Annotated in this window: 22 protein-coding genes and 1 tRNA gene; 18 read left to right on the top strand and 5 right to left on the bottom strand. The window is 54.5% G+C overall.

Going from position 1 to position 25,203, the window contains the following annotated elements; all coding sequences use genetic code 11:
- Positions 1 to 10 precede the first annotated feature (10 nt).
- From LOS79_RS15860 to LOS79_RS15830, 7 genes are all read left to right on the top strand, one after another.
- The gene (locus LOS79_RS15860) at positions 11 to 1,633 is read left to right on the top strand and encodes a response regulator transcription factor (RefSeq protein WP_315421555.1); all 1,623 of its coding nucleotides are present in this window, start codon (positions 11 to 13) and stop codon (positions 1,631 to 1,633) included.
- Positions 1,618 to 3,342, top strand: a complete 1,725-nt coding sequence (locus LOS79_RS15855) for a glycoside hydrolase family protein (protein WP_315421553.1) — start codon at positions 1,618 to 1,620, stop codon at positions 3,340 to 3,342. Before LOS79_RS15860 ends, LOS79_RS15855 begins: the two co-directional genes overlap by 16 nt.
- A 134-nt stretch (positions 3,343 to 3,476) precedes the next feature.
- Positions 3,477 to 4,142: an aspartate/glutamate racemase family protein gene (locus tag LOS79_RS15850; RefSeq protein WP_315421551.1), complete on the top strand. Its 666-nt coding sequence runs from the start codon at positions 3,477 to 3,479 to the stop codon at positions 4,140 to 4,142.
- A gap of 32 nt (positions 4,143 to 4,174) precedes the next feature.
- Positions 4,175 to 5,629 (top strand): four-carbon acid sugar kinase family protein, encoded by a 1,455-nt coding sequence (locus tag LOS79_RS15845; RefSeq protein WP_315421549.1) that lies wholly within the window; start codon positions 4,175 to 4,177, stop codon positions 5,627 to 5,629.
- Entirely contained in the window at positions 5,617 to 6,414 is a 798-nt protein-coding gene (locus tag LOS79_RS15840; protein WP_315421547.1) for a beta-keto acid cleavage family enzyme, read from the top strand. The genes LOS79_RS15845 and LOS79_RS15840 overlap by 13 nt, the downstream gene beginning before the upstream one ends.
- 237 nt (positions 6,415 to 6,651) lie before the next feature.
- On the top strand, positions 6,652 to 8,037 hold the full coding sequence (locus LOS79_RS15835) for an MATE family efflux transporter (protein ID WP_315421544.1): 1,386 nt from the start codon (positions 6,652 to 6,654) through the stop codon (positions 8,035 to 8,037).
- A gap of 740 nt (positions 8,038 to 8,777) precedes the next feature.
- Entirely contained in the window at positions 8,778 to 12,782 is a 4,005-nt protein-coding gene (locus LOS79_RS15830) for a glycoside hydrolase family 10 protein (protein ID WP_315421542.1), read from the top strand.
- A gap of 102 nt (positions 12,783 to 12,884) precedes the next feature.
- On the opposite strand, the gene LOS79_RS15825 is transcribed toward LOS79_RS15830, so the two are convergent.
- The 4 genes from LOS79_RS15825 to LOS79_RS15810 all read right to left on the bottom strand — a co-directional run bounded on the left by LOS79_RS15825 (position 12,885) and on the right by LOS79_RS15810 (position 16,163).
- The gene (locus LOS79_RS15825) at positions 12,885 to 13,526 is read right to left on the bottom strand and encodes a peroxiredoxin-like family protein (RefSeq protein ID WP_315421539.1); all 642 of its coding nucleotides are present in this window, start codon (positions 13,524 to 13,526) and stop codon (positions 12,885 to 12,887) included.
- A 27-nt stretch (positions 13,527 to 13,553) separates the two neighbouring features.
- Complete coding sequence (locus LOS79_RS15820) at positions 13,554 to 14,138, bottom strand: TetR/AcrR family transcriptional regulator (RefSeq protein WP_315421536.1); 585 nt, start codon at positions 14,136 to 14,138, stop codon at positions 13,554 to 13,556.
- Positions 14,139 to 14,265: 127 nt separating this feature from the next.
- Positions 14,266 to 15,243, bottom strand: a complete 978-nt coding sequence (locus tag LOS79_RS15815) for a Gfo/Idh/MocA family protein (RefSeq protein WP_315421534.1) — start codon at positions 15,241 to 15,243, stop codon at positions 14,266 to 14,268.
- Between the two features lie 74 nt (positions 15,244 to 15,317).
- On the bottom strand, positions 15,318 to 16,163 hold the full coding sequence (locus LOS79_RS15810; RefSeq protein ID WP_315422263.1) for an SDR family oxidoreductase: 846 nt from the start codon (positions 16,161 to 16,163) through the stop codon (positions 15,318 to 15,320).
- A gap of 94 nt (positions 16,164 to 16,257) precedes the next feature.
- On the opposite strand from LOS79_RS15810, the gene LOS79_RS15805 reads away from it, so the two are divergent.
- The 5 genes from LOS79_RS15805 to LOS79_RS15785 all read left to right on the top strand — a co-directional run bounded on the left by LOS79_RS15805 (position 16,258) and on the right by LOS79_RS15785 (position 18,529).
- Positions 16,258 to 16,671 carry a MerR family transcriptional regulator gene (locus LOS79_RS15805; protein WP_315421530.1) on the top strand — a complete coding sequence of 138 codons (414 nt, stop codon included), beginning with the start codon at positions 16,258 to 16,260 and terminating at the stop codon, positions 16,669 to 16,671.
- 30 nt (positions 16,672 to 16,701) lie between these two features.
- The gene (locus tag LOS79_RS15800; protein ID WP_315421527.1) at positions 16,702 to 17,061 is read left to right on the top strand and encodes a MerR family transcriptional regulator; all 360 of its coding nucleotides are present in this window, start codon (positions 16,702 to 16,704) and stop codon (positions 17,059 to 17,061) included.
- A 23-nt stretch (positions 17,062 to 17,084) separates the two neighbouring features.
- Positions 17,085 to 17,507, top strand: coding sequence for a VOC family protein (locus tag LOS79_RS15795; protein ID WP_315421525.1), 423 nt, complete (start codon positions 17,085 to 17,087; stop codon positions 17,505 to 17,507).
- Between the two features lie 42 nt (positions 17,508 to 17,549).
- Positions 17,550 to 17,981, top strand: a complete 432-nt coding sequence (locus LOS79_RS15790; protein ID WP_315421522.1) for a GNAT family N-acetyltransferase — start codon at positions 17,550 to 17,552, stop codon at positions 17,979 to 17,981.
- A gap of 314 nt (positions 17,982 to 18,295) precedes the next feature.
- A complete protein-coding gene (locus LOS79_RS15785; protein WP_315421519.1) occupies positions 18,296 to 18,529 on the top strand; it encodes a hypothetical protein in 234 nt (77 codons plus the stop codon).
- 178 nt (positions 18,530 to 18,707) lie between these two features.
- Here LOS79_RS15785 and LOS79_RS15780 read toward each other — a convergent pair.
- Positions 18,708 to 18,771, bottom strand: a tRNA-Pro gene (locus LOS79_RS15780).
- 962 nt (positions 18,772 to 19,733) lie between these two features.
- Between LOS79_RS15780 and alaS the strand changes: the two genes are divergently transcribed.
- The 6 genes from alaS to mltG all read left to right on the top strand — a co-directional run bounded on the left by alaS (position 19,734) and on the right by mltG (position 25,203).
- The gene (gene alaS / locus LOS79_RS15775) at positions 19,734 to 22,367 is read left to right on the top strand and encodes an alanine--tRNA ligase (protein WP_315421517.1); all 2,634 of its coding nucleotides are present in this window, start codon (positions 19,734 to 19,736) and stop codon (positions 22,365 to 22,367) included.
- 349 nt (positions 22,368 to 22,716) lie between these two features.
- Positions 22,717 to 22,992, top strand: coding sequence for an IreB family regulatory phosphoprotein (locus LOS79_RS15770; RefSeq protein WP_315422261.1), 276 nt, complete (start codon positions 22,717 to 22,719; stop codon positions 22,990 to 22,992).
- A complete protein-coding gene (gene ruvX / locus LOS79_RS15765; RefSeq protein WP_315422259.1) occupies positions 22,992 to 23,408 on the top strand; it encodes a Holliday junction resolvase RuvX in 417 nt (138 codons plus the stop codon). Before LOS79_RS15770 ends, ruvX begins: the two co-directional genes overlap by 1 nt.
- Positions 23,409 to 23,421: 13 nt before the next feature.
- Positions 23,422 to 23,727, top strand: a complete 306-nt coding sequence (locus tag LOS79_RS15760) for a DUF1292 domain-containing protein (RefSeq protein ID WP_315421512.1) — start codon at positions 23,422 to 23,424, stop codon at positions 23,725 to 23,727.
- Positions 23,720 to 24,028 (top strand): DUF1292 domain-containing protein, encoded by a 309-nt coding sequence (locus LOS79_RS15755; RefSeq protein ID WP_315421509.1) that lies wholly within the window; start codon positions 23,720 to 23,722, stop codon positions 24,026 to 24,028. Before LOS79_RS15760 ends, LOS79_RS15755 begins: the two co-directional genes overlap by 8 nt.
- A 128-nt stretch (positions 24,029 to 24,156) precedes the next feature.
- Positions 24,157 to 25,203: an endolytic transglycosylase MltG gene (gene mltG, locus LOS79_RS15750; RefSeq protein ID WP_315421506.1), complete on the top strand. Its 1,047-nt coding sequence runs from the start codon at positions 24,157 to 24,159 to the stop codon at positions 25,201 to 25,203.

Below are 25,203 nucleotides of genomic sequence, written 5' to 3'. Positions count from 1 at the left end.
GGTTATAAGCATGCGCAGAGTACTGATTGTTGACGATGAAAAATGGGTCCGCAGAGGACTCATCCAATCGATTGGCTGGAGCGAATACGGGCTGGAGCTGGCGGGAGAAGCGGAGAACGGCGACGATGCCTACACGCTGGCGCTGGCCGAACGGCCGGATGTGCTGTTCCTGGATATGCGTATGCCGGGGATGGACGGCAAGCAGCTGCTCGCTCTGCTGAGCGCGGAGCTGCCGGAGCTGCTGGTGATCGTAATCAGCGGATATTCGGATTTCGAATATACGAAGGAAGCGATCCGCCATAAGGTATTCGATTATCTGCTGAAGCCGGTAAGGAAGGAAGAGCTGAATGCCGTGCTGCATAAGGCCTGCGGGGAGCTGGAGCAGCGGGAGGAGCAGCAGCGCATGGCGGCGCAGGGGAGCGGCAGGGGCTGGTTCGAAGCGCTGCTGGACGGACCGGCGGCGGAAGAGGAAGCCGGGGCAGCCGGGCGGATGCCGCCGGACTGGGCAGGCAGGGAGCTTATTGCCTGCGCCGGACAATCCGATACGTTCACTGAGCCTGCGGACTGGGATGCGGCCGGCCTGCTGGCGGGCCTCCGGGAGCAGCTGAACCGGGTCCGGCCGTTTCTGTTCGGGAACGGCGGCTGGGACTATGAAGCCGCTGTTCTCGGGGGAAGCGCGCGGACCGTGGTGCTTGCCGTCTCGGCAAGGCGGATGGAGCGGGATGATGTGCTGCGGGTCTGCGGCATCCTGCAGCAGGTGCTCAAGGGTTCCGGCTGTCCTGCGGCCAGTGCCGGAATCAGCCAGGTGAAGGAGCAGGGCGGAAAGCTGTGCGAAGCTGTGCAGGAAGCCGTGCAGGCGCTGAAGGGCCGGCTGCTGGGGCAGCAGGCTGTAATTCTGGAGGCCGGGGGCAGTCCGGCAGCGCCGGGATTTACCTACCCGAGCGGGCAGGAGCGGATGTTCCTGCTGGCCCTGCAGTCGGGCAGCAGTACAGCGGCGCAGCAGGAATATACGGAGTTTCACTCCAGAATCTCGCTGGAAACGGTGAGTGCCGGGCAGCTGCAGCGCAGCTCACTGCTGCTCTTGTATGCGGTGGAGAAGCAGCTTCAGGCTAAGGGCGCCGACTTCACCGTGATCTGCGGCAAAAGCCCGGCAGCCTATACAGAGATTCTGGGTGCCCGAAATGACGCCGCTTCTGTCGCCCGGATCTTCACGGCAGAGCTGATTCCGGCGGTCTCCGGCTTCTATAACCGGCTCTCCGAGAAGCAGGCGGGCAAGGTGGTGGAGGAAATGAAGCAGCAGGTGGAGGCTTATTATAACCAGGCCTTATCCCTGCAGGGAATTGCCCAAAGCTACTACATGAACCCGGATTATCTGAGCCGCATGTTCAAGAAGGCAACCGGCAAGAATTTCATTGATTACTTAACGGATGTACGCATCGGCAAAGCCAAGGAACTGCTGAAGTTATCCAACTATAAAAATTACGAGATCGCGCAAATGGTCGGCTATGAGGATTACCGGTATTTCAGCCAGATTTTCAAAAAAAAGCTTGGAATGACGATCGGGGAGTACCGGAATGCCTTCACCTGCCAGGCTGATCTTCAGGGGAGAGAAGAACCATGTCGAAATCACTGATTCCAGATACACTGATGCTTGAAGAACGGGCCTTGCATGCCATTAACGCCATTGTAGGTATGGCCGATCCTGATCATGACGGCATTCCTTTTTTCGCGGCCGATCTGATGCAGGAGCCTGCCTGTATGACCCACGGGGATTGGGACTACGGCTCCTCCCACGGGCGGATGATCGATGCGCTGGTGCTGGCCCGCGTGATGACCGGCTCCGATGAGGGCAAGGAGACCGAAGCGAAGTACCGGGCCAATCTGCTGTCGTTCTTCAAGGAAGACGGACTCAGCTACCGCAAGCAGAGCCCGGTGCATGACTGGGAGCCGAATGCCAATCTGATCGACCAGCGGGCGGTGATTCTGTCGCTGACCTCCTGGTACATGGAGAGCGGTGATCCCAAGGTCAGGGAAGCGGCGGACCGCCATGTGGCTGCGCTCAAGCGGATTGCCGTGAAAGAGCGGGATCTCTGGTTCTACCCCGCTTCGGAATACAAAGAAGGCGGCTGGCCGTCCGCGAACGGCATTATGCTGCGCCTGGCCCCGGACCCGGCCTCCTTCTGCGGCCGGCTGGTGATGCCGCTGCTGAAATATCATGAGGTGACCGGCAATCAGGATGCCTTCGAGCTGTGCCAGTTCTTCACCGCCCTGATCATCGAGCGCAGCGGCGTGTTCAATGAGGACGGCAGCTTCAACACCGCGCTTGCCTACCGCAGCGGGCATTTCCACACCCGGATCGGCACGCTGGATGCGATTGCCCGCTTCGGGGCATTTACGGGCAATGCGGCGATGATCGCCTGGGTGAAGAAGAGCTACGACTGGGCCCTGACTGTTGGCACCAGCTTCGGCTGGACCCCCGGCGACATGCACGAGCAGGCCTATGAGCATGAGACCTGCTCGCTGGTCGACCTGATCTCCACCGGGATTACGCTGGCCCAAAGCGGTTATGTGGAGTACTGGGGCACGGTCGAACGCTTCCTGCGCAATCATCTGACCGAATCACAGCTGCTGGATCTGAGCTGGGTGCAGCAGTGTGAGAACCACTCGCATGACATTCACGGTGACATCTCCTTTTACCAGGTTGCAGACCGGACCAGAGGCGCATTCGCCGGGTATTCGGCCCCGAATGATTTCGTCTGCGATGTCATTGAAGGCCGCGGCCATACGAATGATCTGCAGATTTGCTGCCTCGGCTCGGGAACACGCGGCTTGTTCATGGGCTGGAGCAACACGGTCACAGAGCATAACGGGACGGTCAGCGTCAATTTCCTGCTGAACCGCGGCTCCAAGTGGCTCGATGTGCACAGCTATCTGCCGCATGAAGGCAAGCTGGTGCTGAACATCCATGCTGATCTGCCGCGCCTGCTGGTACGGATACCCGAATGGGCCGGCTTTACCAAAATCCGGTATACCCGCCGGCTGGGCGGCGCAGTAACGGAAGGACATGGCAGGGAGGCCAGCCGCTGGGTGAACCGCTGCTTCCTGCTGCTGGATGCGGCTGCTGCGGGCGAGACCATCACGATCACCTTCCCGCTGAGCAGCCGGACCACGCTGGAGACCGCGGTCGATCAGAGCTTCGTGACGGAGTGGCTCGGGGATGATGTAGTCAGCATTACGCCGCAGGGCAAGACCAAGCCGCTCTACACCTCGCGCGTGGTGCTGGACAAGGCCCCGCTGAAGGAAGGCATTCTGCGCCGTCCGGAGCAGGAGTTCATCTGGTAGGTAAAAGGGCGGCAGGACCTCGCGGCGGCGTAATGTGTTCGGTTTTCCGCATACAATTGGCCGGTTAACCCTCGCGGTGGCGCAATGTATTCGGTTTTTCATATACAAAACAACCAAAAAAGGAGTGGACAGAGATGAAGACTGTAGTAGCTGTCTATACGGGACAAGGGCTGGCTGATCCGCTAAAGGCGTTATTCAAGGAGCTGCTGCCTGAGGTCAGACTGGTGAATATTATCGATGACAGCCTGATTGGCGATGTGGTGCAGGCCGGTGAGGTGCCGCCGGGGGTGGCGAGACGTCTGGTGCAATATTTCCACCACGGCGAAGAGCTTGGGGCGGATGTCATTCTGAATACCTGCTCTTCAGTCGGCGAGGTTGCCGGGGCTGCGCGGGGAATGATCGGCGTGCCGATCGTTAAGATCGATGAGCTGATGGCAGAACAGGCGGTCGCAGGCTACAGCCGGATCGCTGTGCTGGCCACGCTGCCGTCGACGCTTGCGCCAACGATCCGGCTGATCCGGCAGAAGGCCGAGGAAGCCGGCAAGGAGATCAGCGTGGTAAACGGGCTGGCAGCTGGAGCGTTCGAGGCCCTGGTCTCCGGCGATCCGGTGGAGCATGATGCCATCCTGCTGCGGACAGCAGTTGAAGCCGCCGGTCAGGCAGAGGTTGTTGTGCTGGCTCAAGGCTCAATGGCCCGGATGGAGCAGGCGCTGCAGGCGGCAACGGGTATCCCGGTGCTCTCCTCACCGCGCTTCGGTATCCGTCAGGTGAAAGAGCTGCTGGAGCAGCTGCAGGACTGACGGCGGCAACGCCGGGAGAGGTGGGTAGATTTATGGAGACAGGGATGGAGAAGCTGCAGCTGAGTGAGCTGCAGCAGCGGTACGCAGAGCCGCCGGATTTGGAGCAGCTTGAAGCAGCATTATCCGGGGCGCTTCAGCAGAACCCCGGCAAAATCATCGTCCTTGACGATGATCCCACAGGCGTACAGACAGTACATGGCGTAACGGTAATTACCGACTGGGAAATCGGGAGCATCCGCCAAGGCTTCCTGACGCCGGAGAAGATATTTTTTATCCTGACGAATTCAAGGAGCTTCACCCGGGCGGAGACGGAAGCCGTCCACCGGGAAATCGCCAGTAATATTATAGCCGTCTCCCGCGAGCTGAACCGGGATTATATTCTGGTCAGCCGAGGGGATTCCACGCTCCGCGGGCATTATCCGCTGGAGACGGAGGTACTGAGGCATACCCTAGAGGGCAGCGGTGAAGATAGCTTTGACGGCGAAATCCTCTGCCCGTTCTTCAAGGAGGGCGGCCGGTTCACGGCGGATAACATCCACTATGTATCAGATCAGGGAGGGCTTACGCCCTGCGGGGAGACAGAGTTCGCGAGAGACAGAACCTTCGGCTATAAGGCCTCCGAGCTTGGGCAATGGGTTGAGGAACAGACTGCCGGTGCATTCCCGAGGGACAGTGTGACGATGATTTCCCTGGAGGAGCTGAGAAGCGGCGGGACTGCGGCAATTGCCGGTAAGCTAAAGGCCGTGACCGGCTTCAACAAAGTGGTCGTCAATGCGCTGGACTACTGTGATTTGACGGTGTTCTGCACTGCTCTGTATGCAGCGCTGGCGGAAGGCAAGCGGTACCTCTACCGGACTGCCGCCAGCTTCGTGCGGGTGCTCGGCGGAGTCAGTGCAGCCCCGCTGCTGACCGCAGCGCAGCTGCCCGGACCGCCCGGCGGGCGCGGCGGACTGATTGTCGCCGGCTCGCATACCGCGAAGACTACAGCCCAGCTGGAGCAGCTGGGGCTGTCCGGTGCGGCGGTCATGCTGGAGTTCAATCAGCATCTGCTGATAGAACCGGAGGAAATAGCAGAGCGGGAGATTCAGCGGGTAATTCAGGAATGTACGCGGCTGCTGGAGCAGAACAAGACGGTGGCCCTGTGTACAAGGCGGGAGCGGCTCGACTTGAACAGCGGCAACAAGGAGGATGAGCTGCGGATTGCGGTCAGGATCTCCGACGCGTTAACAGGTATTGTTGCCAGCCTCCCGGTCAGTCCGCGCTTCATCATCGCCAAGGGCGGGATCACCTCCAGCGATATCGGCACCAAAGCGCTTATGGTGCGGCAGGCGGTGGTGGCGGGGCAGATCAAGCCGGGAATTCCCGTGTGGATCTGCGGCGAGGAGAGCCGGTTCCCGCAGCTGCCTTATGTGATTTTTCCGGGCAATGTCGGGGAAGAGACCACACTTAGAGAAATTGTAGAGGAGCTAAACCCATGCGGAAAGTAATCATCTCCGTTGCACCCACCCCGGCCGGGGTCACGGCGATCGATCCGGCTGAACTGGCCCGTGAGGTGCTGGCGGCTAGGAGAGCCGGAGCAGCGATGGTCCACATGCATGTAAGGGACAGCAAGGGGCAGCTTACGGCGGATATGGGCCTGTATCAGGAGACAGTGGAGCGGATTACCCGTGAGAGTGACATTGTGATTCAGGCCTCGACCGGTGGACTCTCGGAGCTGACGATTGAACAGCGCTGCGCACCTGTAACGTATGCCAAGGTGGAGACGGTCTCCCTTAATGTAGGCTCTGTGAATCTGGGCGGGGCCATTTACCGTAACCCGCTGGGCGAGGTCAGGTATTGTGTAGAACAGATCCTGGCGCACGGTAAAATTCCGGAGATTGAAATTTTTGAACTGGGGATGATCCAGACGGTGCTGGAGCTGGACAAGGAATATCATCTGCCGAAGCCGCTGCTCTTCGATCTGGTTCTGGGCCATCAGGGCGGCGCCCCTGCTACGGTTGAGGCCCTGATCGCGCTGCGGAGCTGTGTTCCGCCCGGCGCGCTGTGGGGAATTACCCATGCCCGGCGGAGTGATTATACGATTATTGCCGCAGCGGTCGCCATGGGGGCCAGTCTGGTACGGATCGGCTTCGAGGACAGTGACTATCTTACTGCGCATACCCGCGCAAGCAGCAATGATCAGCTTGTAGCGAAGATAGCGGGCCTTATTGAGGCGATGGAGCTTAAGGTTGCCAGTCCGGATGAGGTCAGGGAGATGCTGCACATCGGGTGATTGGATAGAGAGGAGCACATCTCCGGGTATTCCGGGGATGTGCTCTTTCTCTTTTTATACAAAAGTATTAATTTGTCCTGGGGTCCCCGCAAAGTACCGGGGTAATCCTCGAAGCCGAGCCCCACTTTGTGGGGCTATTTATTTCAGGTTACAGACTTAAGCCCGGTTCTGTAGTAAACTTGAAGGAATTTATCGTATGCGCTTACTTAATCCTACAGAAAAGAATGTGATCACGTTATGCAGCTTCAAGCTAAGCTACCGAACAAAAAATGGCTGGAAAAGCATCTTTCCGGGGAAGGGATGGATTACCGGCAGATTATTGCTTTATTTATTCCGATCCTGATTGACCAGGCGTTTATTATCGGGCTTAATCTGGTCAACACGGCGATGATCAGCTCGTCCGGGATGGCGGCGGTCAGTGCGGTGAATATGGTGGATTCGCTGAATATTTTTCTGATCAACGTATTCGTGGCGGTTGCGACCGGCGGGACAGTGGTGGTTGCGCAATATAAAGGCAGCGGCAATGACCGGATGGTGTCCCAGGCTACGGCGGGTTCAGTAACTTCCGTTTCCCTGATTGCCGTAGGCATTGGCCTGCTGCTTATGGGCTTTCATACGCCGGTCCTGAATCTGCTGTTCGGAACCGCCTCTGCAGAGGTGCTGGACAATGCCCGGGTCTATATGATCGGCAGCAGCATCTCCTATCTGGGGATTGCCGTGGTTCAGGCTGTTTGCGGTGCACTGCGGGGTGTCGGCCGGACGCGGGCTTCGCTGATGCTGTCGCTGATCATGAACCTTTTGTACGTGCTCCTGAATATTGTTTTCATAACCCTGCTGGACATGGGTGTGCTGGGGATGACCCTTGCGGTTAATATTGCGCGTTATACAGGCATGATCTGCGCCCTGGTGTACCTTTTCAAGGTGGATACGGTGCTGCGGGTGCGCGTGCGCGATCTGTTCCATATTCCGCTCTCCATGCTGCGTAAAATTATGTTTATCGGCGTACCGTTTGCGGCGGAGCAGATGTTCTTCAACGGCGGCAAGCTGCTGACACAGATTTTTATTGTCAGTATGGGTACCTATGCCATTGCGACTAATGCGATTGCCGGTTCACTGGCTATGGTGTTTCAGATTCCGGCCAGCGCACTGTCGCTGACGATTGTAACGGTGGTCGGCCAATGCATCGGGCGGGGGAGTGTAGCGGACGCCCGGAAGTTCATCAAGTCCTTCCTTTGGCTCGGCTCCGGCTCCCTGCTGTTAATCGCTCTGATACTGATGCCGCTGTTCCACCCGCTGGTGTCCCTGTTTTCCCCGCCGCCGGAGATCATTGACGATCTGTTTGTGGTGCTGCTCATTAATGCAATTGCCCAGGTTCCGCTGTGGGCAGCCAGCTTCATTCTGCCTTCCGCACTGCGGGCAGCGGGTGATTCCCGGTTCACCTCCATTACCTCAATGCTGACTATGTGGCTGTTCCGGGTTGTCTTCGGCTACGTTCTCGGTGTTGTTCTCGGCTTCGGCGTTATGGGGGTCTGGCTGGCGATGAACAGTGAATGGGCGGTGCGCGGGATTATATTCATGTGGCGCTTCCGCGGCGAGAAATGGTTTGCTCATAAGCTGATATAGAGGCTGCCGGAAAGAAAACAGGTCCCTGGAAACAGGGATCTTTTTCTGGGAAGGGCGGAATGTATATGCTGCGCACTATTACTTATCCTTCTAGTTTTCACTGAAACCGCTGATTCTTGGTTAGCATGGGCAGGCCTCCTGGTTTGGCTGCTTGGTTGCGGCTGCGGCTGGAATTAGGTGGATTTTCTCCACTTGCTGGTGAGCGGAGGAGCCTTTGTCAGTTAATAGTTGGAAAAAAGGCACTTAATATACTGTGTTTAGGCCAAAGTAGGGGGAGGGAGCGAAAATAAGATACGTTTATCCAATTAAAATCCTAAAAGTAGCCGAATGAGCGAAATTAAGATACGTTTTTCCAATTAAAATACTGAGAGGATGCTCCCTATGCTCCCGTTTCAAGGCAACTGCTAAGTTAAAGGTGAATATAGCCCGATACGGTGGCTTAATCTATCCTTAGCTTAGAAAGGAGCTGACTAGCCCCCTCAGGCGAGGTTGCCCATTCCTGTTTGTTACCCGTTTTCCGCTTCACACTTACCGTCACTCGCATTCCGCCGTTCCGCATTCCACCCCTCCTTCCGCCTTCCAATCCAAATAAACTATAAAAAGCACGGTACAATCTTTAGTTTCAGGTAAGACGCATTCTTAGCCCTATGCTACGATTTAGGTGAAGAAAGGAGGCGCCTTCACATTTTTGTAAGCGCTTAAATTCATTAAACCCAAATTCATACAGAGGAGTGCAATGCATGAGTCGATTAATCAAGCAAGCCTTTCTGGGATTACTTGCGGCAGTCCTGCTTATTCCGGCAGGCTGGTATGCTCCGGCTGTGCAGGCTGCAGCAGAGGTGACCAAAACGGTATACCACGAAACATTTGCAGGAGGCGCGGGTAAAGCCAGCCAATCCGGAGGCGCCAGTCTGAGTGCTGCTGCGGGGATTGTTTTTGACGGCAATACGGACGGAGCGGCGTTATATGTAAGTAACAGAGTGAAAAATTGGGATGCGGCTGATTTCAAATTCGCTGATATCGGCCTGGAGGACGGGAAGAAGTACACGGTGACTGCAGTCGTCTATGTTGACGCTTCAGTGAGTCTGCCCGCCGGGGCATCGGCTGCCCTGCAAACGGTTAGCAGCTATGGCAATTATGCAGATGTGCCTTATCAATCCGGCAAGTCTGTTGTGCTGAGCAAAGAATTCACCGCGGATATCAGCAAGGATCAGGCCTTGCGGATTAATTCCAACGAAGCCGGAGCGGCGGTACCCTTTTATATCGGAGACATTCTCTTCACCGAACAGGCAGCCCCGGATGACGGAGAGGAGCCTCCCCGCGATCCCGCGCTGCCATTCCATACGGTTACATTTGAAGACGGGACGGCAGGCGGATTCACCGGCAGAGCCGGAACGGAGCAGCTTGACGTAACGGATGAAGCGAATCATACGGCGGACGGTTCCTATGCGCTGAAAGTGGAGGGCAGAACCTCTGCCTGGCACGGCCCTTCCCTGCGTGTGGAGAAATACGTCGATAAAGGCAGTGAATATAATATTTCTGCCTGGATCAAGCTGATTGATCCTGCAAGCTCGCAGCTTCAGCTGTCTACACAGGTGGGCAGCGGAAGCAGCGCGAATTATGTGGCCCTGTCTGCCAAGACGATCAGCACCGCTGACGGCTGGGTGGAATATACGGGCAGCTACCGGTATAACAGCGCGGGCGGGGAATATCTGACCCTGTACGTGGAGAGCTCGAATAACGCGGCAGCCTCCTTTTATATCGACGATATCCGCTTTGAGCAGACAGGCAACGGTCCGGTTGAAATCCAGAAGGATCTGGTTCCGGTAAAAGCGGCTTATCAGAATGACTTTCTGATCGGCAACGCCATCACGGCAGAGGATCTCGACGGTGTACGGCAGGAGCTGCTGGCCATGCATCATAATGTCGCTACGGCAGGCAATGCGATGAAACCGGATGCGCTGCAGCCTGCGAAGGGCAATTTCACTTTTGGCGCAGCGGATACGATGGTGGACAAGGTCCGGGCTGCGGGCATGCAGATGCACGGGCATGTGCTGGTATGGCATCAGCAGTCTCCGGCGTGGATGAACACAGCCGCTGACAATGCGGGGAATACTACCGCTCTCAGCCGTGCTGAAGCCCTTGCGAATCTGCAGACCCACATCCGGACGGTCATGGAGCATTTTGGTGACAAGGTGATCTCCTGGGATGTTGTTAATGAAGCGATGAATGATAATCCGGCGAATCCGGCGGACTGGGCTGGTGCCTTGCGGCAATCTCCCTGGTATAATGCCATCGGAACGGACTACGTAGAGCAGGCGTTCCTGGCGGCAAGGGAGGTGCTGGATGAGCATCCGGAGTGGAATATCAAGCTGTATTACAATGATTACAACGAAGATAACCAGAATAAAGCGCAGGCCATCTACAGTATGGTCCGGAGCATCAATGATTCGTATGCGCTTACACATCCAGGCAGGCTGCTGATTGACGGTGTCGGCATGCAGGGTCATTACAGCATTAATACGAATCCCGAGAACGTCAGATTGTCCCTGGAGAAATTTATCTCCCTGGGGGTGGAGGTCAGCATCACCGAGCTGGATATCCAGGCGGGCAGCAACAATCAGCTGTCAGATAAGCTCGCAGAAGCACAAGGTTACTTGTATGCGCAGCTAATGGATCTGTTCAAGGCTAACTCGGCCCATATTAAGCGTGTTACCTTCTGGGGTCTGGATGACCATACCAGCTGGAGAGCCGCGTCCAGTCCGCTGTTGTTCGATAAGAATCTGCAGGCCAAACCGGCATATTACGGCGTCATTGAGCCTGCTAAATATATGGCAGAGCATCAGCCGGATACCACAGACGCGAATGTGTCAGAGGCGGTATATGGCACTCCAGTCATTGACGGGACAGTGGATGCAGTCTGGAATACGGCGCCGGGGCTGGAGGTTAACCGCTATCAGCTGGCATGGCAGGGTGCGGGCGGAACCGCCAAAACCCTATGGGATGAACAGAATCTGTATGTGCTGATCCAGGTCAGTGACGCACAGCTCGACAAGAGCAATCCGAATGCCTGGGAGCAGGATTCCGTTGAGGTTTTCCTGGATGAGAATAACGGCAAGACCTCCTTCTATCAGGACGACGACGGGCAATTCCGGGTCAATTATGATAACGAAACCAGCTTCAGTCCGGCCCTGATGGCTGCAGGGTTCGAGTCGGCAACCAAGGTAACCGGAACAAGCTACACTGTCGAAATGAAGATTCCGTTCAAAAAAATCACACCGGCCGGCGGAACGAAAATCGGCTTCGATACCCAGATTAATGATGCGAAGGACGGCGCCCGGCAAAGTGTTGCCGCATGGAATGATACGAGCGGGAACGGCTATCAGGACACCTCCGTGTATGGTGTGCTGACGCTCAAAGCGCAAGACGGCGGTTCAACACCGACTGCTGCACCGACGACGGCCCCGGAACCGACAGCAGAACCGACTCCTGCGCCCACCCCGACTCCTGCACCAGCTGTTACAGACATTATCAGCAGCAGTGCAGCTACCCCGAAGCCTGCTGTGAGCGTAGAGAGCAAGGCTGGCATGGTTACAATCAGGCCGGAGGTGAAGACGGAAGGCGGAGCATCCAAGGCAACCCTGACTGCTGAACTTATGAGGCAGGCATTCAGGCAGGCCGCCCCGGCAGACGATACGCCACAACAGCTCGTGATCAGCCTTCCGAAGCAGACAGGTACAACCTCCTATGAATTTGAACTGCCGCTGCAAAGCTTGAAGGGACAGGATAATTTCGTGCTGACGGTTCAGACCGGAAGTGCAATACTCACCATTCCCGGACAGCTGCTGGCTGGTATCCAGGCGAATACAGAGTACGTATCCATTCTTATAAAAGAATCTCCGGCCGCAAACACGGATGCAGCAGTCCGCAGGCATATCGGCGGCCGGCCGGTGGTAGAGCTGAGTGTATCAGCTGGAGGACAAAAGCTTGGCTTGAACAGCCCGGATGCGCCTGTTAAGGTATCCATTCCTTACAAGCCGGCAGTAGAGGAGCTCGCCTACTTAGATTCACTGGTAATCCTGGATCTGATTGACGGCGGTCCTGCGGCAGCTGTCGTGAACAGCCGCTATGATGCGGCGGACGGATCACTTGTGTTCCGGACACCGCAGCTCGGCACCTTTGCAGCAGTGTATGCTCCGTTAGCATTCAGTGATCTCGGCGGGCTGTCCTGGGCCGGGCAGGCTGCTGCTGCGATGACTGCCCGGGGCATCATCCCGGAGAGCACCGCAGGCAGCTTCTCTCCTGCGGAATCCATAAGCAGGGCGGATTTCACCGCAGCACTTGTGCGGGTGCTTGAGCTGAAGAGCCCTGCTGCTGAAGCAGGCACGGCATTCGGCGATATCCGGAGTAACGCTGAATACAGTAAGGAGCTTGCAGCTGCGAAGCAGCTGGGAATCGCCTCCGGCTACGGGGATAACAGCTTCCGGCCGGACAGCCCGGTGTCGCGCCAGGAGATGATGGTACTGGCTGCCCGTGCGCTCCGGGCAGCCGGAATAGAGGCCCGCGGCAGCGGAGCCCTGGAGGATTATACGGATGCAGGACAAATCTCCGCTTACGCCAGAGACAGCCTGGCAGCTCTGCTGAAATACGGAGTAGTGAACGGCAAGAACGGCAGGCTTTCGCCGGGTGACACACTTACCCGCGCGGAAGCAGCGGTTATTCTGTACCGGATCTGGAAGCTGTAATGACATTTTCTAAGCGTCTTGTTTGAAGAACGGAAACAGCCAGCCCTCCGGTTAAACCGGCGGCTGGCTGTTTCCGTTTGATCTAGACTATGAATCCAGTTCCTACAGCTTACGCAACTCCTGCAGAATATCTTCGGGATCGGGCCGCTGCATAAAGTCGGGGTTCACATAGGAAGAACGGATGAATCCGGATTCATCGATCATAAAGGTGGAAGGAATCGGCAGCACCCAGCGGTCCATTGCGTTATACTCTGCCAGATCCATGCCTGCTTGTTTCATAATGTTCTGGATATAGTCCGGAACGTCATAAAGAATATTATAGAATGCTGCCACCAGCCCGTTAGTGTCGCTGAGCACCTGGAAAATAAGCTCTTCCTTCTCCTGCTGGGACAGCGTGTTGTCCGGACTTTGCGGACTGACGGCAATCAGCTGGCCCCCAAGGGCTTCGATCTCCGGAAGCAGCCTCTGGTAGCTCTTCAGCTGGGTATTACAGAACGGGCACCATCCGCCCCGGTAGAAGGTCAGAACAACGGGTCCTTTGGACAGCTCGTCATACAGGTTAACCGTTTCTCCCAAAGCATTCTTAAGGGTGAAATCCTTGGCCTTCTGTCCTTCCTGCCGGCCGTAAGCGATGCCTGACTCCTGCTGCTCCTGAATCTGGCGGAACATCTCCCGTTGAATCTCCAGCGGGGTATGTGCAACAAATTCCTGTTTGGCTGCGGCTAAAGCTTGAGTTAATGACATCCTCCTTCACTAATTATGAACCAGTAATCACAAGGGAAGCGCCAGCCGCTCCACGAGCGGGCCTGTCACGAGGCCGAATATTTGCGCTTCGCCGTACGCCCGGGCCGACAGCATCGCACCGTGTACTGTCGCCATGAACGCTTCGGCTTCGGCATGAGGGGAACCGGTAAGGTGCAGCTGACCATTTTGCGAGCCGCGCTCCATTACGGAAGTCAGCCAGGCCGACAGCCAGCGGAAATGCGCCTGAACCTCCAGGGCAACCTCCTCAGGCAGGGCGGGGAGCTGGCTTGCCAGCAGCGCGCAGACACACAGCGGAGCGCTGGCATCCGCGATGCATGCTTCCCAGTAGCCCGTATAGAGCCGCAGCAGTCCGAGCGGATCAGGCACCTGCAGTTCGAGCGCCTGCATCCCCGCTTCAGCTTCTTCCCGGTACCGGGCAACCAGTGTCCGGACCAGTTCGGCTTTACTTGGAAAATGATGATGAATGCTCGCCTTACGAATCCCGACCACAGCTGCAATATCAGCGTAGCTGAAACCGTTGTATCCGCCGGTAATAATCAATGAACGGGCACAGTTCAGGATATCATCCGAGGTATTTGTTATATTCTTCATAGGTTAATTCTACCTACTAGTAGGTAGAATGTCAAATGGATAAAGAAAAAGCCAGTGCAGGAGATCCACTGGCTTGTCTGCAGAATGAAACATTCTCATCCGGCAGATTATCAATACTGGCAATATATCAATCCCCGCGATAGTTCCGCACGAGTTCATCCATTACACGGCTGGTGCGGATGGCAGTCTTACCGGTACTGAAGGCAGTGCCGCGGCCCAGCAGCTCGTCTACAATAGATTGAATCAGCGGCTGCTGAATATGAGCCGGATGGGCAATGTGTTCGGCGTGTTCGCCTTCCTCCGTGCGGAGAACGATTGGCCGCTCGGCAAAGGTAGAGAAGGTGATGCTGCCCCAGCTGCCGGTAATTTCAGTCACATCTTCGTTGGCGTAGGCGTTAAAGCACCAGATGCCTGTTCCATGAACCCCGGATGCAAACTGGTAACGCCCGGAAACCGTATCTTCAGGGTCATAGGGACTGCCCATATTGGAGGCATGCCCGCTGACGTCCTTAACCGGGCCAAGTAGGAAATCGAGCAAATCCAGCGTGTGGCTGCCCAGATCCAGGAACAGGCCGCCGCCGGAGATATTCGGGTCCACCCGCCAGTTATCCCCGCGTACCTCTGTAAGCGGCTTGCTCATATGCAGCGTGCGGACAAACCGGGGTTCGCCGATGGCTCCGGCATCCAGCCACTCCTTAATCTTGCGGAAGCGCGGAAGGCCTCTGCGGTAATAAGCGACGTACAGCGGAACACCCGCCTGCGCACAGGCATCCAGCATGGCTTCACATTCCGCCGTATTGCGGGCCATCGGCTTCTCCACATAGACGGGCTTTCCGACCTGCGCCGCAGCCAGGGTGTACTCCATATGGGTGGAAGGCGGTGTAGCTACATATACGGCATTTACGCCGGGATCAGCGATGAGAGCAGCAGCCTCATTGTACCAGCGGGAGACCCCGTGCCGCCGTGCATAGTCCGCTGCGAGCTCCCCGTTACGTCTCATAACGGCTGTAAGCTGTGAGCCCTCAGCCTTCTGTAAGGCAGGCCCGCTCTTGACCTCGGTTACATTTCCGCAGCCGATAATCCCCCATTGAATGTTATTGTCCAATTCAGCTTCCTCCTCCGGTTCTGGCCCAGCTTAATTTACAGCATTCTCCTCATTATAACAATCTGCCCCATCCCTTAGGCAAAATAATCTCCTTCCTCAAGATCGGCGATCAGCCCGGACTGCACCGGTGTCCAGCCCAAAAGCTCCCGCGTTGCCGGTCCTGCCTGAGCAGTATTATACAGACCCGCGAGATCAAGCGCCGCAATAGGTCCGAGGAAGCCGAAATGGGCTGCAGCTTCTTCAGAAGTTATGCTGGCTGCAGGTACATTCAGCTTCCGCCCGATCACCTCTGCGATCTCGCGGAGCGTAATCCCTTCATCGCCTGCCCCAAGCAGCCTTGAGCCTGCGGGGGCGGATTCCAGCGCCAGACGGTACAGCACGGCTGCATCCAGGCGGTGAACCGCAGGCCAGCGGTTGCTTCCGTCGCCGATATACGCGGCAAAGCCCTTTTCACGGGCGGTATTGATCATCAACGGAACAAACCCCCTGTCCCCTTCACCATGCACAGACGGTGCGAGCGAAACGACGGATGCCCGGACGCCCCGCTCTGCCAGATCGAGCACTGCCTGATTCACGGTATCCCCGTTGGCGTGAGCTGTCGTAATGAACGGCTTCCCGGAGCCCACAAGCGCTGCGCCCATGGCCTGAACAGCCTGCAAATCCAGGGCCAGCGCACCTGCAAAGTCTGAGAAATCATTCGTGAACGCCAGATGAATCACACCGTCAGCCGCTGCTGCCGCGCTGCGCAGTATTTCAAGATCTTCCAGTGTTCCGTATAGCGCTTCGGCCCCCGCCGCTTTTAATCCCGCCGCCTTGTCTTCAGACCGGTATAGCCCCGTCACTGAATGTCCTGCGCGGGTCAGCTCCCGGACGACTGCGGAACCGATATATCCTGTTGCTCCTGTAACGAAAACATGCATATTCATATCCTCCTTCATAAGTTGACTGCCTGAACATGTTAAGCATAAACTATGAAGTGAACTCTAGGGCAAGCGCCGCAAAGGAGAAGGCATCATGAAAATTCAGGAACTGGCGGAGAAGATGGGACTCACGATTCATACAATCCGTTTCTATGAAAAGCAAGGTCTGCTGGATGACCGGCATGTCCGGCGGGAGAGCAACAACTACCGTAATTATGGGGATGAAGCTGTCGAGCGGCTGAAGCTCATTAAGAAGTTCCAGTCCATCGGCTGCTCCCTGGCTGAGCTGAAGGAGGTTCTGCAGGACCATGATACCAATGCGCAAACGAACCAGCAGATTATAGAGTGGATTCTCAGCAAGAAGGGGGAAATCGAACGCAAGAAGGAAGAATATGACCACATGTTGAATACCCTGAACTGGATGCTGGAGTACCGGAGACTGCTTATCAGCGACCCGGAGCAGGCAGAGAAGATGTTCAGGAAATGGCATGAGGGCTCAGCACATTGAGGGGCTTGAAGCTCCAGGGAGGGAAATAAGATGAAACCATTCAATATCAGCCTTTTGCTAAGCTCGGTTGTTTTGGGGGCTTCTTTTGTAACAGGCTGCTACCTGCTTGCACACGGTCAAGGGGACAGGGAGCCCGCCGCCGTGAGTGCGGCCGGCAGTACAGCTAATCCGCTGATGACATTGCAGGAAGCGGCCGAATACATGAATCTGACGGAAGAGCAGGTAAAGACAATTATCGAGTTTGAAAACTATACTCTCGATCTCGCGCATTCTTATACCGGCAGGATGTTTCCGTATATCAAAATCAACAACGAGTTTCTGGTCGGCAGGGATGAACTAGACGAGTGGATTAAAGAAAACACCCAGCAGCGGAAGGAATATACGAAGTAACGTATAAAGAGGAGGCGAGCGACATGATTCAATCCATCGTACATATTGCACTGGTCGTTAAGGATTATGATGAAGCGATTGATTTTTACACGAAAAAGCTTCACTTTACGCTGGTTGAGGATACCTATCAGCCGGAACAGGATAAACGGTGGGTCGTCGTTGCCCCGCCGGGTTCGGCTGGAACGACAATTTTACTGGCCAGAGCTTCACAACCGGAGCAGGAAGCATTTATCGGCAACCAATCCGGCGGACGTGTCTTCCTGTTCCTGAACACCGATGATTTCTGGCGGGATTATCACGAAATGGTCTCACGCGGCATCGAGTTTGTAAGAGAACCCAAAGAGCAGCCTTACGGCATGGTCGCCGTCTTTAAGGACCTTTACGGAAACCAGTGGGACTTACTGCAGCTGAATGAGGATCATCCTCTGATGCGGCGTACCCTGTAATCGAACACGGCATAAATTCTCATTTTGAAAGGACGGGAAACGATGACAACGGTCCGGATGGCGATGGAAGAAGATGCGGCCGCATTAATCCGATTAAATGTTCTATTTAACGGCGTTTGGCGGGATGAACAGAGCGTTAAGGACAGCCTGCAGCGTTCCGCTGAACTCGTGGCTGTGGCTGTTAATGGGGATGCGGTTGTCGGCTTTGCATGCGCCCAGTATTTCCATTCCTTTTGTTATCCGGAGGCGCACGGTGAGATAACTGAGCTGTATGTACGGGAAGATGCGCGCAGAAACGGTTATGCGCTTGGGTTAATCGGCTGTCTGGAAGCAGAGCTTGCTAAACGGGGAGCGGGATCTGTTATAATCCTGACGAATGCAAGCAACGAGCAGGCCAAGCAAGCCTACCTCAAAGCCGGATACACGATCACTAACGAAACAGTTATGACTAAGAGTATGAAGAAGAAGCTATAAAACGCAAGCGAAGATAAAGCAAAAAAAACCTCCAAATTTAAGGGTTCCAAAGTTTCTGTATGGTCGGGACGACAGGATCTCTTACTCCCGAAGTATGGGGCGGGGGTTTTTTTGGCGTGTTACGGGGTCTTGAATGGTGTTATACAGTATAAAAATAAAGTTGGTATTGCTGTAGAGTAGTAAGGTGGGTTGTTCAGTATTATCAGGGTTGCTACATGTTGCTACAAGAGAATTATCTGTCTTTTGCTATACCATGACGTTGTATCCGTTTATCTGAATTCAGGGTATAATATTGAACAAAGGAGTGGGGGAGCATGTATCTGGAATTAAAGGATAAGAGCGGTAAAGTGTATCGTTCTTTTATAAATGACCGTCAGAAATCTGTAATTGTCATCAATAACACAGAATATGAAGTGTTCAAATTAATCCAGTCTCAGGACAACTCAGATGCTCTTTCAACTGCACAAATTGCCGAGCTTGATGCTGATCCTGAAATTTCAGAAATGATCCAGCAATCGAAACGGGATATTGTACAAGGTAAGCTCTGAGCTGCACTTTTAGTCCAGACTACCTGCATCACAGTTCTCTGTTTCTTATCATCTCGATCATTTGCTTCGAAGTGAATATTGATCTAGTGAAGAATAAGCTTATTTCCTCCCGTTACTACATTTTGCCCTTATAAACATAAAAAATCACAGCCCAAAAGCCGCGAACCCATAAGATATATGGTCGGGACGACAGGATCTCTTACTCCCAAAGCAAGCGCTCTACCAAGATGAGCTACGTCTCGACATTTGAAATGGATAGGTAAACCTTTGCTCCCGGGCTTCAGATAAGTGGAGAGTGGAGAGCTCTAATGTACTTTGTACAACAGATCACGGTTAAATCCGCCTGAAAGTAGAATCTATTGTATTTTGTACATTAGTTTCTTAGAATTTAGGCATTTTAGCTTCATTTCCCTGAAAACAATTGTATGAAATACAATAGAATGGATTTTTCAGCCGTTTAGCAAGGAATCTAATGCATAAAATACAATTGCACTAATTCTTTGAGCATTCTCTTATCACCCATTTTATACGTCTGCGTGTAAGCGCTGTATATACTATTTTAAGTCAAGTATCAGCTCCGTTTCTGTTGATTTTCCTACTCGAGATTGACAGAACCAAAGCCGCTGGATATACTGAAAATGTTAAAAATCAACACGGATAAAACGTTGATGAAATCCAGTATGCCGGAGAATGACTCCAACAGAGAACAGGTTCCTTTGCGGATGACACCGCAACTGGCTGTGAGAACCTTGAAGACGTGCCGGCTGAACGCTAATTTCGGAGTGCGGGGACAATCCCGCCGGTGGCAACCGTTAACAGCCGCACAAGGCGATCGTCTGCTGTAGTCCGTGAATGAAGCGGAACCAGGCGGTAACCAGGGTGGTACCGCGATAATCATCGTCCCTGAATTTAATTCAGGGGCGTTTTTTGTTTTTGATTTTTGGGGTAACGCAGAGCAAATTACGTTAAGGTGATTTGAAATCCATAAAGGGAGAGTAACGGAGGGGAATTTTGAAACTGGAGGAGCGAAAGCGACCGCCTTTGTCTTCCGATTTCAACCGCTGAAGGCGGGTGATCAATCAGGAAATCGGAAGACAACAGCGACTGGAAGTTCAAATATTCACCGCAGTTACGGTTATACCTTAATGCAGAGATCATGATTCCTTAGGTAAAGATCAAATCAAAGAGACGGGAGCTGTACAAGATGAAAGCAAGTGAAATCCGTTCCAAATGGCTGCAGTTTTTTGAGAGTAAAGGGCACCGCATTGAGCCGAGCGCCTCGCTCGTGCCGCATAATGACCCATCGCTGCTGTGGATTAACGCAGGCATGGCGCCGCTGAAGGCTTACTTCGACGGCCGTGAGATTCCGGAGAATCCGCGCCTGACCAACTCGCAGAAATGTATCCGCACGAACGATATTGAGAACGTGGGCAAGACGCGCCGCCACCACACGTTCTTTGAGATGCTGGGTAACTTCTCCATCGGCGATTATTTCAAGGAAGAAGCGATTACCTGGGCCTGGGAATTCCTGACCGGCAAGGAGTGGATCGGCTTCGACGGAGACCGGATTTCCGTTACGGTATACGCTGAAGACGAAGAGGCCTTCAAGCTGTGGAATGAAAAAGTGGGCCTGCCTGCTGAACGCATCATTAAACTGGGCGATGAGAACTTCTGGGATATCGGCGAAGGTCCTTGCGGCCCTTGCTCGGAGATCTTCTATGACCGCGGCGAAGCCTACGGCAGCGACATGAGTGATCCTGAGATGTACCCGGGCGGCGAGAACGAACGCTGGCTGGAAGTATGGAACCTCGTGTTCTCCCAGTTCAACCACAATAAGGACGGCAGCTATACGCCGCTTCCGAACAAGAATATTGATACCGGTGCAGGTCTTGAGCGTCTGGCTTCCATTCTGCAGGATGTGGATTCGAACTTCGATACCGATCTGTTCCAGCCGATGATCCAGAAGACTGCTGCACTTGCCGGCGTAACTTATAAGGATAACCTGGACCAGGATATTGCGCTAAAAGTAATCGCTGACCATGTGCGTACCGTTACATTTGCGGTAGGTGACGGTGTGCTTCCTTCCAATGAAGGACGCGGTTACATCATCCGCCGGCTGCTCCGCCGTGCGGTCCGTTACGGCAAGACCCTGGGCCTTGACCGTCCATTCCTTTATGAGCTGACTGAGACTGTCGGTGACGTAATGGGTGTGTATTATCCTTCTGTAGTGGAGAACCGTGAATATATTGCCAAAATCATCCGTCTGGAAGAGGAACGCTTCCACGAAACCTTGTCCGACGGTCTGGCTATCCTGGGTGAGATCAGCGCCAAAGCCAAGGCTGACGGCCTGAGCGCCATTGCCGGCTCGGATGCATTCAAGTTATATGATACTTACGGCTTCCCGTTCGACCTGACCGAGGACTTCGCTTCCGAGCAGGGGCTTACGGTTGACCGCGAAGGCTTCGATGCTGCCATGCAGGAGCAGCGGGAACGTGCCAGAGCAGCCCGCCAGGACAATGCCAGCATGAAGATTCAAGGCGGTGCTCTTGCTGACCTGACGGTTAAAAGTGAATTTGTTGGATATAATGACACGGTAACCGAGTCAAAGGTGCTGGCAATTGTAGTAGACGGTGCACTGGTTGAACTCGTCAGCGAAGGCGCTGAATGCCAGGTGATCCTTGAAACGACTCCTTTCTATGCCGAAAGCGGCGGCCAGGTCAGCGATACCGGCGTACTGACCGGAGGTTCTGTGACGGCCAAGGTAACCGGACTCTTCAAAGCACCGCACGGCCAGCATGTACACCTGGTAACCGTTGAAGCAGGTGATCTGAAGGTGGGCGACAGCGTCCGTGCGGAAGTGAACCGTGCCCAGCGTGAAGATATCGTGAAGAACCATACGGCCACCCACTTGCTGCACAAGGCGCTCAAGGAAGTGCTTGGCGGCCATGTGAACCAGGCCGGCTCGCTGGTTGAAGGCTCGCGCCTGCGCTTTGACTTCTCGCATTTCGGTGCCATTACACCGGAAGAGCTGAGCGATATTGAACAACGCGTTAACGCTCAGATCTGGCGCGGTCTTGATGTTGTCATCGAGAACAAGCCGATTGACGAAGCCAAAGCTATGGGAGCGATGGCCCTCTTCGGAGAAAAATACGGCAATATCGTCCGCGTCGTGCAGGTTGGCGACTACAGCCTTGAGCTGTGCGGCGGATGCCATGTAGCGAATACATCGCAGATCGGAATCTTCAAGCTGCTCAGCGAGAGCGGCATCGGTTCCGGTGTGCGCCGGATTGAAGCTGTTACCGGCCGCTATGCTTACCAGTTCACTGAGAGCCAGCTGGATCTGCTGAAGCAATCGGCGGCCCTGCTGAAGTCCTCGCTGACGGATGTGCCTAAGCGGATCGAAGCCCTGCATGCGCAGGTGCGTGAGCTGGGCCGCGAGAACGAATCGCTGCAGTCCAAGCTGAGCGCAACCTTTGCTGCGGAGCTGACAAGCAGTGTGGTTACTGTAGGCGGAGGCACGCAGCTGCTGGCAGTATCCGTTCAGGCCGGCAATATCGATGCCCTGCGCTCCACAGCGGATGAGCTGAAATCCAAGCTGCCGGATGCCATCCTCGTGCTTGGCGCGGTTATGGATGACAAAGTGAACTTTGTTGTTGCCGTGCCGCAGGAGCTGGTGAAGAAGGGCTTCCACGCCGGTAAGCTGGTCAAGGAGATCGCTGCAGTGTGCGGCGGCGGCGGCGGCGGACGTCCGGATATGGCACAGGCCGGGGGCAAGGATGCTTCGAGGCTCGGCGAAGCGCTGAAAAAGGCCGAGGAGCTTGTGGCTGCCCAGGCGTAACGGCTGCTCAGGAAGCCGGGTAATACCGACTGTAAAGGCACAAAAACGTACAGATTTTTGAAGAGCAGGGCTGCAGCGGTACTGAGGGCAACATCTCAGTACCGTTGCTTTATTCACAAAATGTATATTTTTATGGAGTATTCATCATTGACTGCATACTTGCAATGGCTTAAAAACCAAAAAAATATCTATTTTTGTAGATAAAATGCCAAAAAAAGCGCTATTACAGAGGCAGGATTTCCTCGTTGGGCCATGAATATGTTATGATGAAGGCAGCAAGTAAGCTGTACAGCAGCAACTTTGCGAAGCCGCCCGGACAGGGTGATTTTGCAGAAGGAAGGTGTCACAAATGGACTCCATGGACAAAACGGTCAAATTCAATGTGAAGGGCGACGAAAAGGAAGCTTCTCCCCAGGAAATACTGCTCGCAGTCTACGATGCGCTGGTGGAGAAAGAATATCATCCGATCAATCAGATCGTAGGGTACCTTCTTTCCGGAGATCCGGCTTACATTCCGCGCCATAACAATGCGAGAAGTTTGGTCCGGAGAAAAGAACGTGATGAGCTGATTGAGGAACTGGTCCGATTCTATCTGGCTAATCACCGGGTGGAACAGCCGAAATGATGAAGAAGCTGGGACTGGATTACGGCGACCGCCGGATCGGCGTTGCCACAAGCGATATTTTCGGCTGGACGGCACAGGCACTGGAGACGATTGAACGGCGCGGGAACGGCAATGAATTTGAACGTATCCGCGATCTGGTCAAAGAGCATGAAATCGGTGAGATTGTGGTTGGGCTGCCGAAGAATATGAACGGCTCAGTAGGACCCCGTGGTGAAATATGCACCCAATTTGCCGATCAGCTGCGGGAGCAACTTGGTTTGCCCGTACACCTTTGGGATGAGCGTCTGACGACGGTATCTGCTGAGCGGGTGCTGATTGACGGGGACGTCAGCCGGAAGAAACGCAAGGGAATTGTGGACAAAATGGCCGCAGCCCTGATTTTGCAAAATTTTTTGGATGCTAACAGTAAAAGGTGAGGGGTGTGCGGATATGACAAATGAACAAATCGGCCAAGAGGAAGAACCGGAAATTATCTATATCCCAGATGAGGAAGGTAATGAAGAGGAATTTGAGGTCATCATGAAGTTCGAAGTCGACGGATCGGACGCGAAGTATATGATGGTGGTTCCGCTGGATTCCGAGGATGAAGAGACCGATGAGGTATATGCCTTCCGCTATGAAGAAGACGGGGACGATCTGCAGCTCTTCATGATTGAGAATGATGAAGAATGGGCGATTGTCGAAGAGACCTTCAATACCCTGGTTGACGAGCTGGATGGAGGAGCAGATGACTGAGCTGTCCGCTGATCAGGCGGTATGGACATCGAAGCTCAAAGAAGCATACGGAGAAACGGTAGAACTGGAAGATGAACAGGGGAAATCTTCCGTTTACGATATTATTGCAGAATTTGCAGTCGGTGACCGCGCTTATGCCGTTCTGGCCGGTTCGGGAAGAGGAGCAGAGCAGGAGATTCTGCGGATCGTAGTTTCACCTGACGGGCTTCCTGAACTGGAGAGCATAATGGATGACGAAGAGTGGGAAGATGTTTCGGAGCTTTACGACGAGCTTACCTTCCCTGCGGAAGATACCGATTGAAACAAATAGCATCAGCACGGAAGAGGGCGGAATTTTTCCGCGCTCTTTTTGCTTGGAATACAAATAAATATGTTGAATTTAAGAGGAATTAATTTTATACTTTATAGTCGGAAAGTGAGGCGTACTATTTGAAAGCCGTAATCCGCACTGTGCTCATCATCATACTGGTCCTGGCAGCTGCTGCAGGGGGAGGAGCATGGTACATTTGGAATGGAATGCAGCCGGTGGAGCCTGCAGGGCCGGCCGTAACGGTTACCATAGAGAAGGGCATGGGAAGCTCACAAATCGCTGACCTGCTCGAACAAGAGGGAATTATCAGGAACGGGCTGTTTTTCAAGGGCTATCTGAAATGGGTGAATGAAGGCTCGAGCTTCAAGGCAGGGACCTATAACGTGAGTCCCGGTGAGTCGTATGATACACTGATCAGCCGGATGAATGCCGGGGATGTGGTGAAGGAAGAAACGGTAGTATTCACGATCCCGGAAGGGTATACAGCGGTGCAGGTGGCGGAGCGGCTTGCTGCGGCCTGGAATCAGAAGCCCGAAACCTTCCTCGGGATTATTGATTCAGGTACAGGGCTTGAGGCTGTGACTACACTGGGAATTCCGGAGAATAAGGAGCTGCGGCACCGCCTGGAAGGTTATCTTTTCCCGGAAACGTATGAGCTGGCTAAGGACAGCACCCCGCAGGAGGTCATTGAGGCCATGCTTGAGCAGCTGGTGAAGAAGCTGGATACCCTGCCTGAATGGAAGGCGAAGCTGGCGAACCGGGGGCTGTCCCTGCATGAGCTGCTGACGGTTGCCTCGCTGGTGGAGCGGGAAGTTGTGGTAGATACAGAGCGCCCGCTGGTTGCCGGAGTCATCTATAACAGGCTGGATAAAGGGCAGAAGCTGGAGATAGATGCTACGGTGCAATATTTGCTGGACAAGCAGAAGGAACGGCTGTACGAAAAGGATCTGCAGGTGGAGAACCCGTACAATACGTACAAGACCGAGGGTCTTCCTCCCGGACCGATCAGCAGCCCGGGGCTGGCTTCCATCGAAGCGGCGTTGACGCCTGAAGTGTCTGAATATTTCTTTTATGTCACGAAGAAGGATGGCACCCAGGGGCATTTATTCGCGAAGACCTACAAGGAACATTTAGCCAATATCGAAAAAAGCAAACAAAATCAGTAG

Origin of the sequence: Paenibacillus sp. MMS20-IR301, from assembly GCF_032302195.1 — a bacterium.
Lineage (GTDB): Bacteria > Bacillota > Bacilli > Paenibacillales > Paenibacillaceae > Paenibacillus_AQ.
The sequence above is the reverse complement of the archived record's forward strand: the minus strand, read 5'-3'. Positions and strand labels throughout refer to the sequence as shown.

What these genes read in the sequence shown, in the direction of transcription:
- LOS79_RS15855 (WP_315421553.1), top strand. Translation starts at nt 1,618, where the DNA reads ATGTCGAAATCACTGATTCCAGATACACTGATGCTTGAAGAACGGGCC.
- LOS79_RS15830 (WP_315421542.1), top strand. Translation starts at nt 8,778, where the DNA reads ATGAGTCGATTAATCAAGCAAGCCTTTCTGGGATTACTTGCGGCAGTC.
- LOS79_RS15820 (WP_315421536.1), bottom strand. Translation starts at nt 14,138, where the DNA reads ATGAAGAATATAACAAATACCTCGGATGATATCCTGAACTGTGCCCGT.
- LOS79_RS15835 (WP_315421544.1), top strand. Translation starts at nt 6,652, where the DNA reads ATGCAGCTTCAAGCTAAGCTACCGAACAAAAAATGGCTGGAAAAGCAT.
- LOS79_RS15810 (WP_315422263.1), bottom strand. Translation starts at nt 16,163, where the DNA reads ATGCATGTTTTCGTTACAGGAGCAACAGGATATATCGGTTCCGCAGTC.
- LOS79_RS15825 (WP_315421539.1), bottom strand. Translation starts at nt 13,526, where the DNA reads ATGTCATTAACTCAAGCTTTAGCCGCAGCCAAACAGGAATTTGTTGCA.
- LOS79_RS15755 (WP_315421509.1), top strand. Translation starts at nt 23,720, where the DNA reads ATGACTGAGCTGTCCGCTGATCAGGCGGTATGGACATCGAAGCTCAAA.
- LOS79_RS15850 (WP_315421551.1), top strand. Translation starts at nt 3,477, where the DNA reads ATGAAGACTGTAGTAGCTGTCTATACGGGACAAGGGCTGGCTGATCCG.
- LOS79_RS15805 (WP_315421530.1), top strand. Translation starts at nt 16,258, where the DNA reads ATGAAAATTCAGGAACTGGCGGAGAAGATGGGACTCACGATTCATACA.
- LOS79_RS15845 (WP_315421549.1), top strand. Translation starts at nt 4,175, where the DNA reads ATGGAGACAGGGATGGAGAAGCTGCAGCTGAGTGAGCTGCAGCAGCGG.
- alaS (WP_315421517.1), top strand. Translation starts at nt 19,734, where the DNA reads ATGAAAGCAAGTGAAATCCGTTCCAAATGGCTGCAGTTTTTTGAGAGT.
- LOS79_RS15860 (WP_315421555.1), top strand. Translation starts at nt 11, where the DNA reads ATGCGCAGAGTACTGATTGTTGACGATGAAAAATGGGTCCGCAGAGGA.
- LOS79_RS15800 (WP_315421527.1), top strand. Translation starts at nt 16,702, where the DNA reads ATGAAACCATTCAATATCAGCCTTTTGCTAAGCTCGGTTGTTTTGGGG.
- LOS79_RS15840 (WP_315421547.1), top strand. Translation starts at nt 5,617, where the DNA reads ATGCGGAAAGTAATCATCTCCGTTGCACCCACCCCGGCCGGGGTCACG.
- LOS79_RS15760 (WP_315421512.1), top strand. Translation starts at nt 23,422, where the DNA reads ATGACAAATGAACAAATCGGCCAAGAGGAAGAACCGGAAATTATCTAT.
- LOS79_RS15790 (WP_315421522.1), top strand. Translation starts at nt 17,550, where the DNA reads ATGACAACGGTCCGGATGGCGATGGAAGAAGATGCGGCCGCATTAATC.
- LOS79_RS15795 (WP_315421525.1), top strand. Translation starts at nt 17,085, where the DNA reads ATGATTCAATCCATCGTACATATTGCACTGGTCGTTAAGGATTATGAT.
- ruvX (WP_315422259.1), top strand. Translation starts at nt 22,992, where the DNA reads ATGAAGAAGCTGGGACTGGATTACGGCGACCGCCGGATCGGCGTTGCC.
- LOS79_RS15785 (WP_315421519.1), top strand. Translation starts at nt 18,296, where the DNA reads ATGTATCTGGAATTAAAGGATAAGAGCGGTAAAGTGTATCGTTCTTTT.
- LOS79_RS15770 (WP_315422261.1), top strand. Translation starts at nt 22,717, where the DNA reads ATGGACTCCATGGACAAAACGGTCAAATTCAATGTGAAGGGCGACGAA.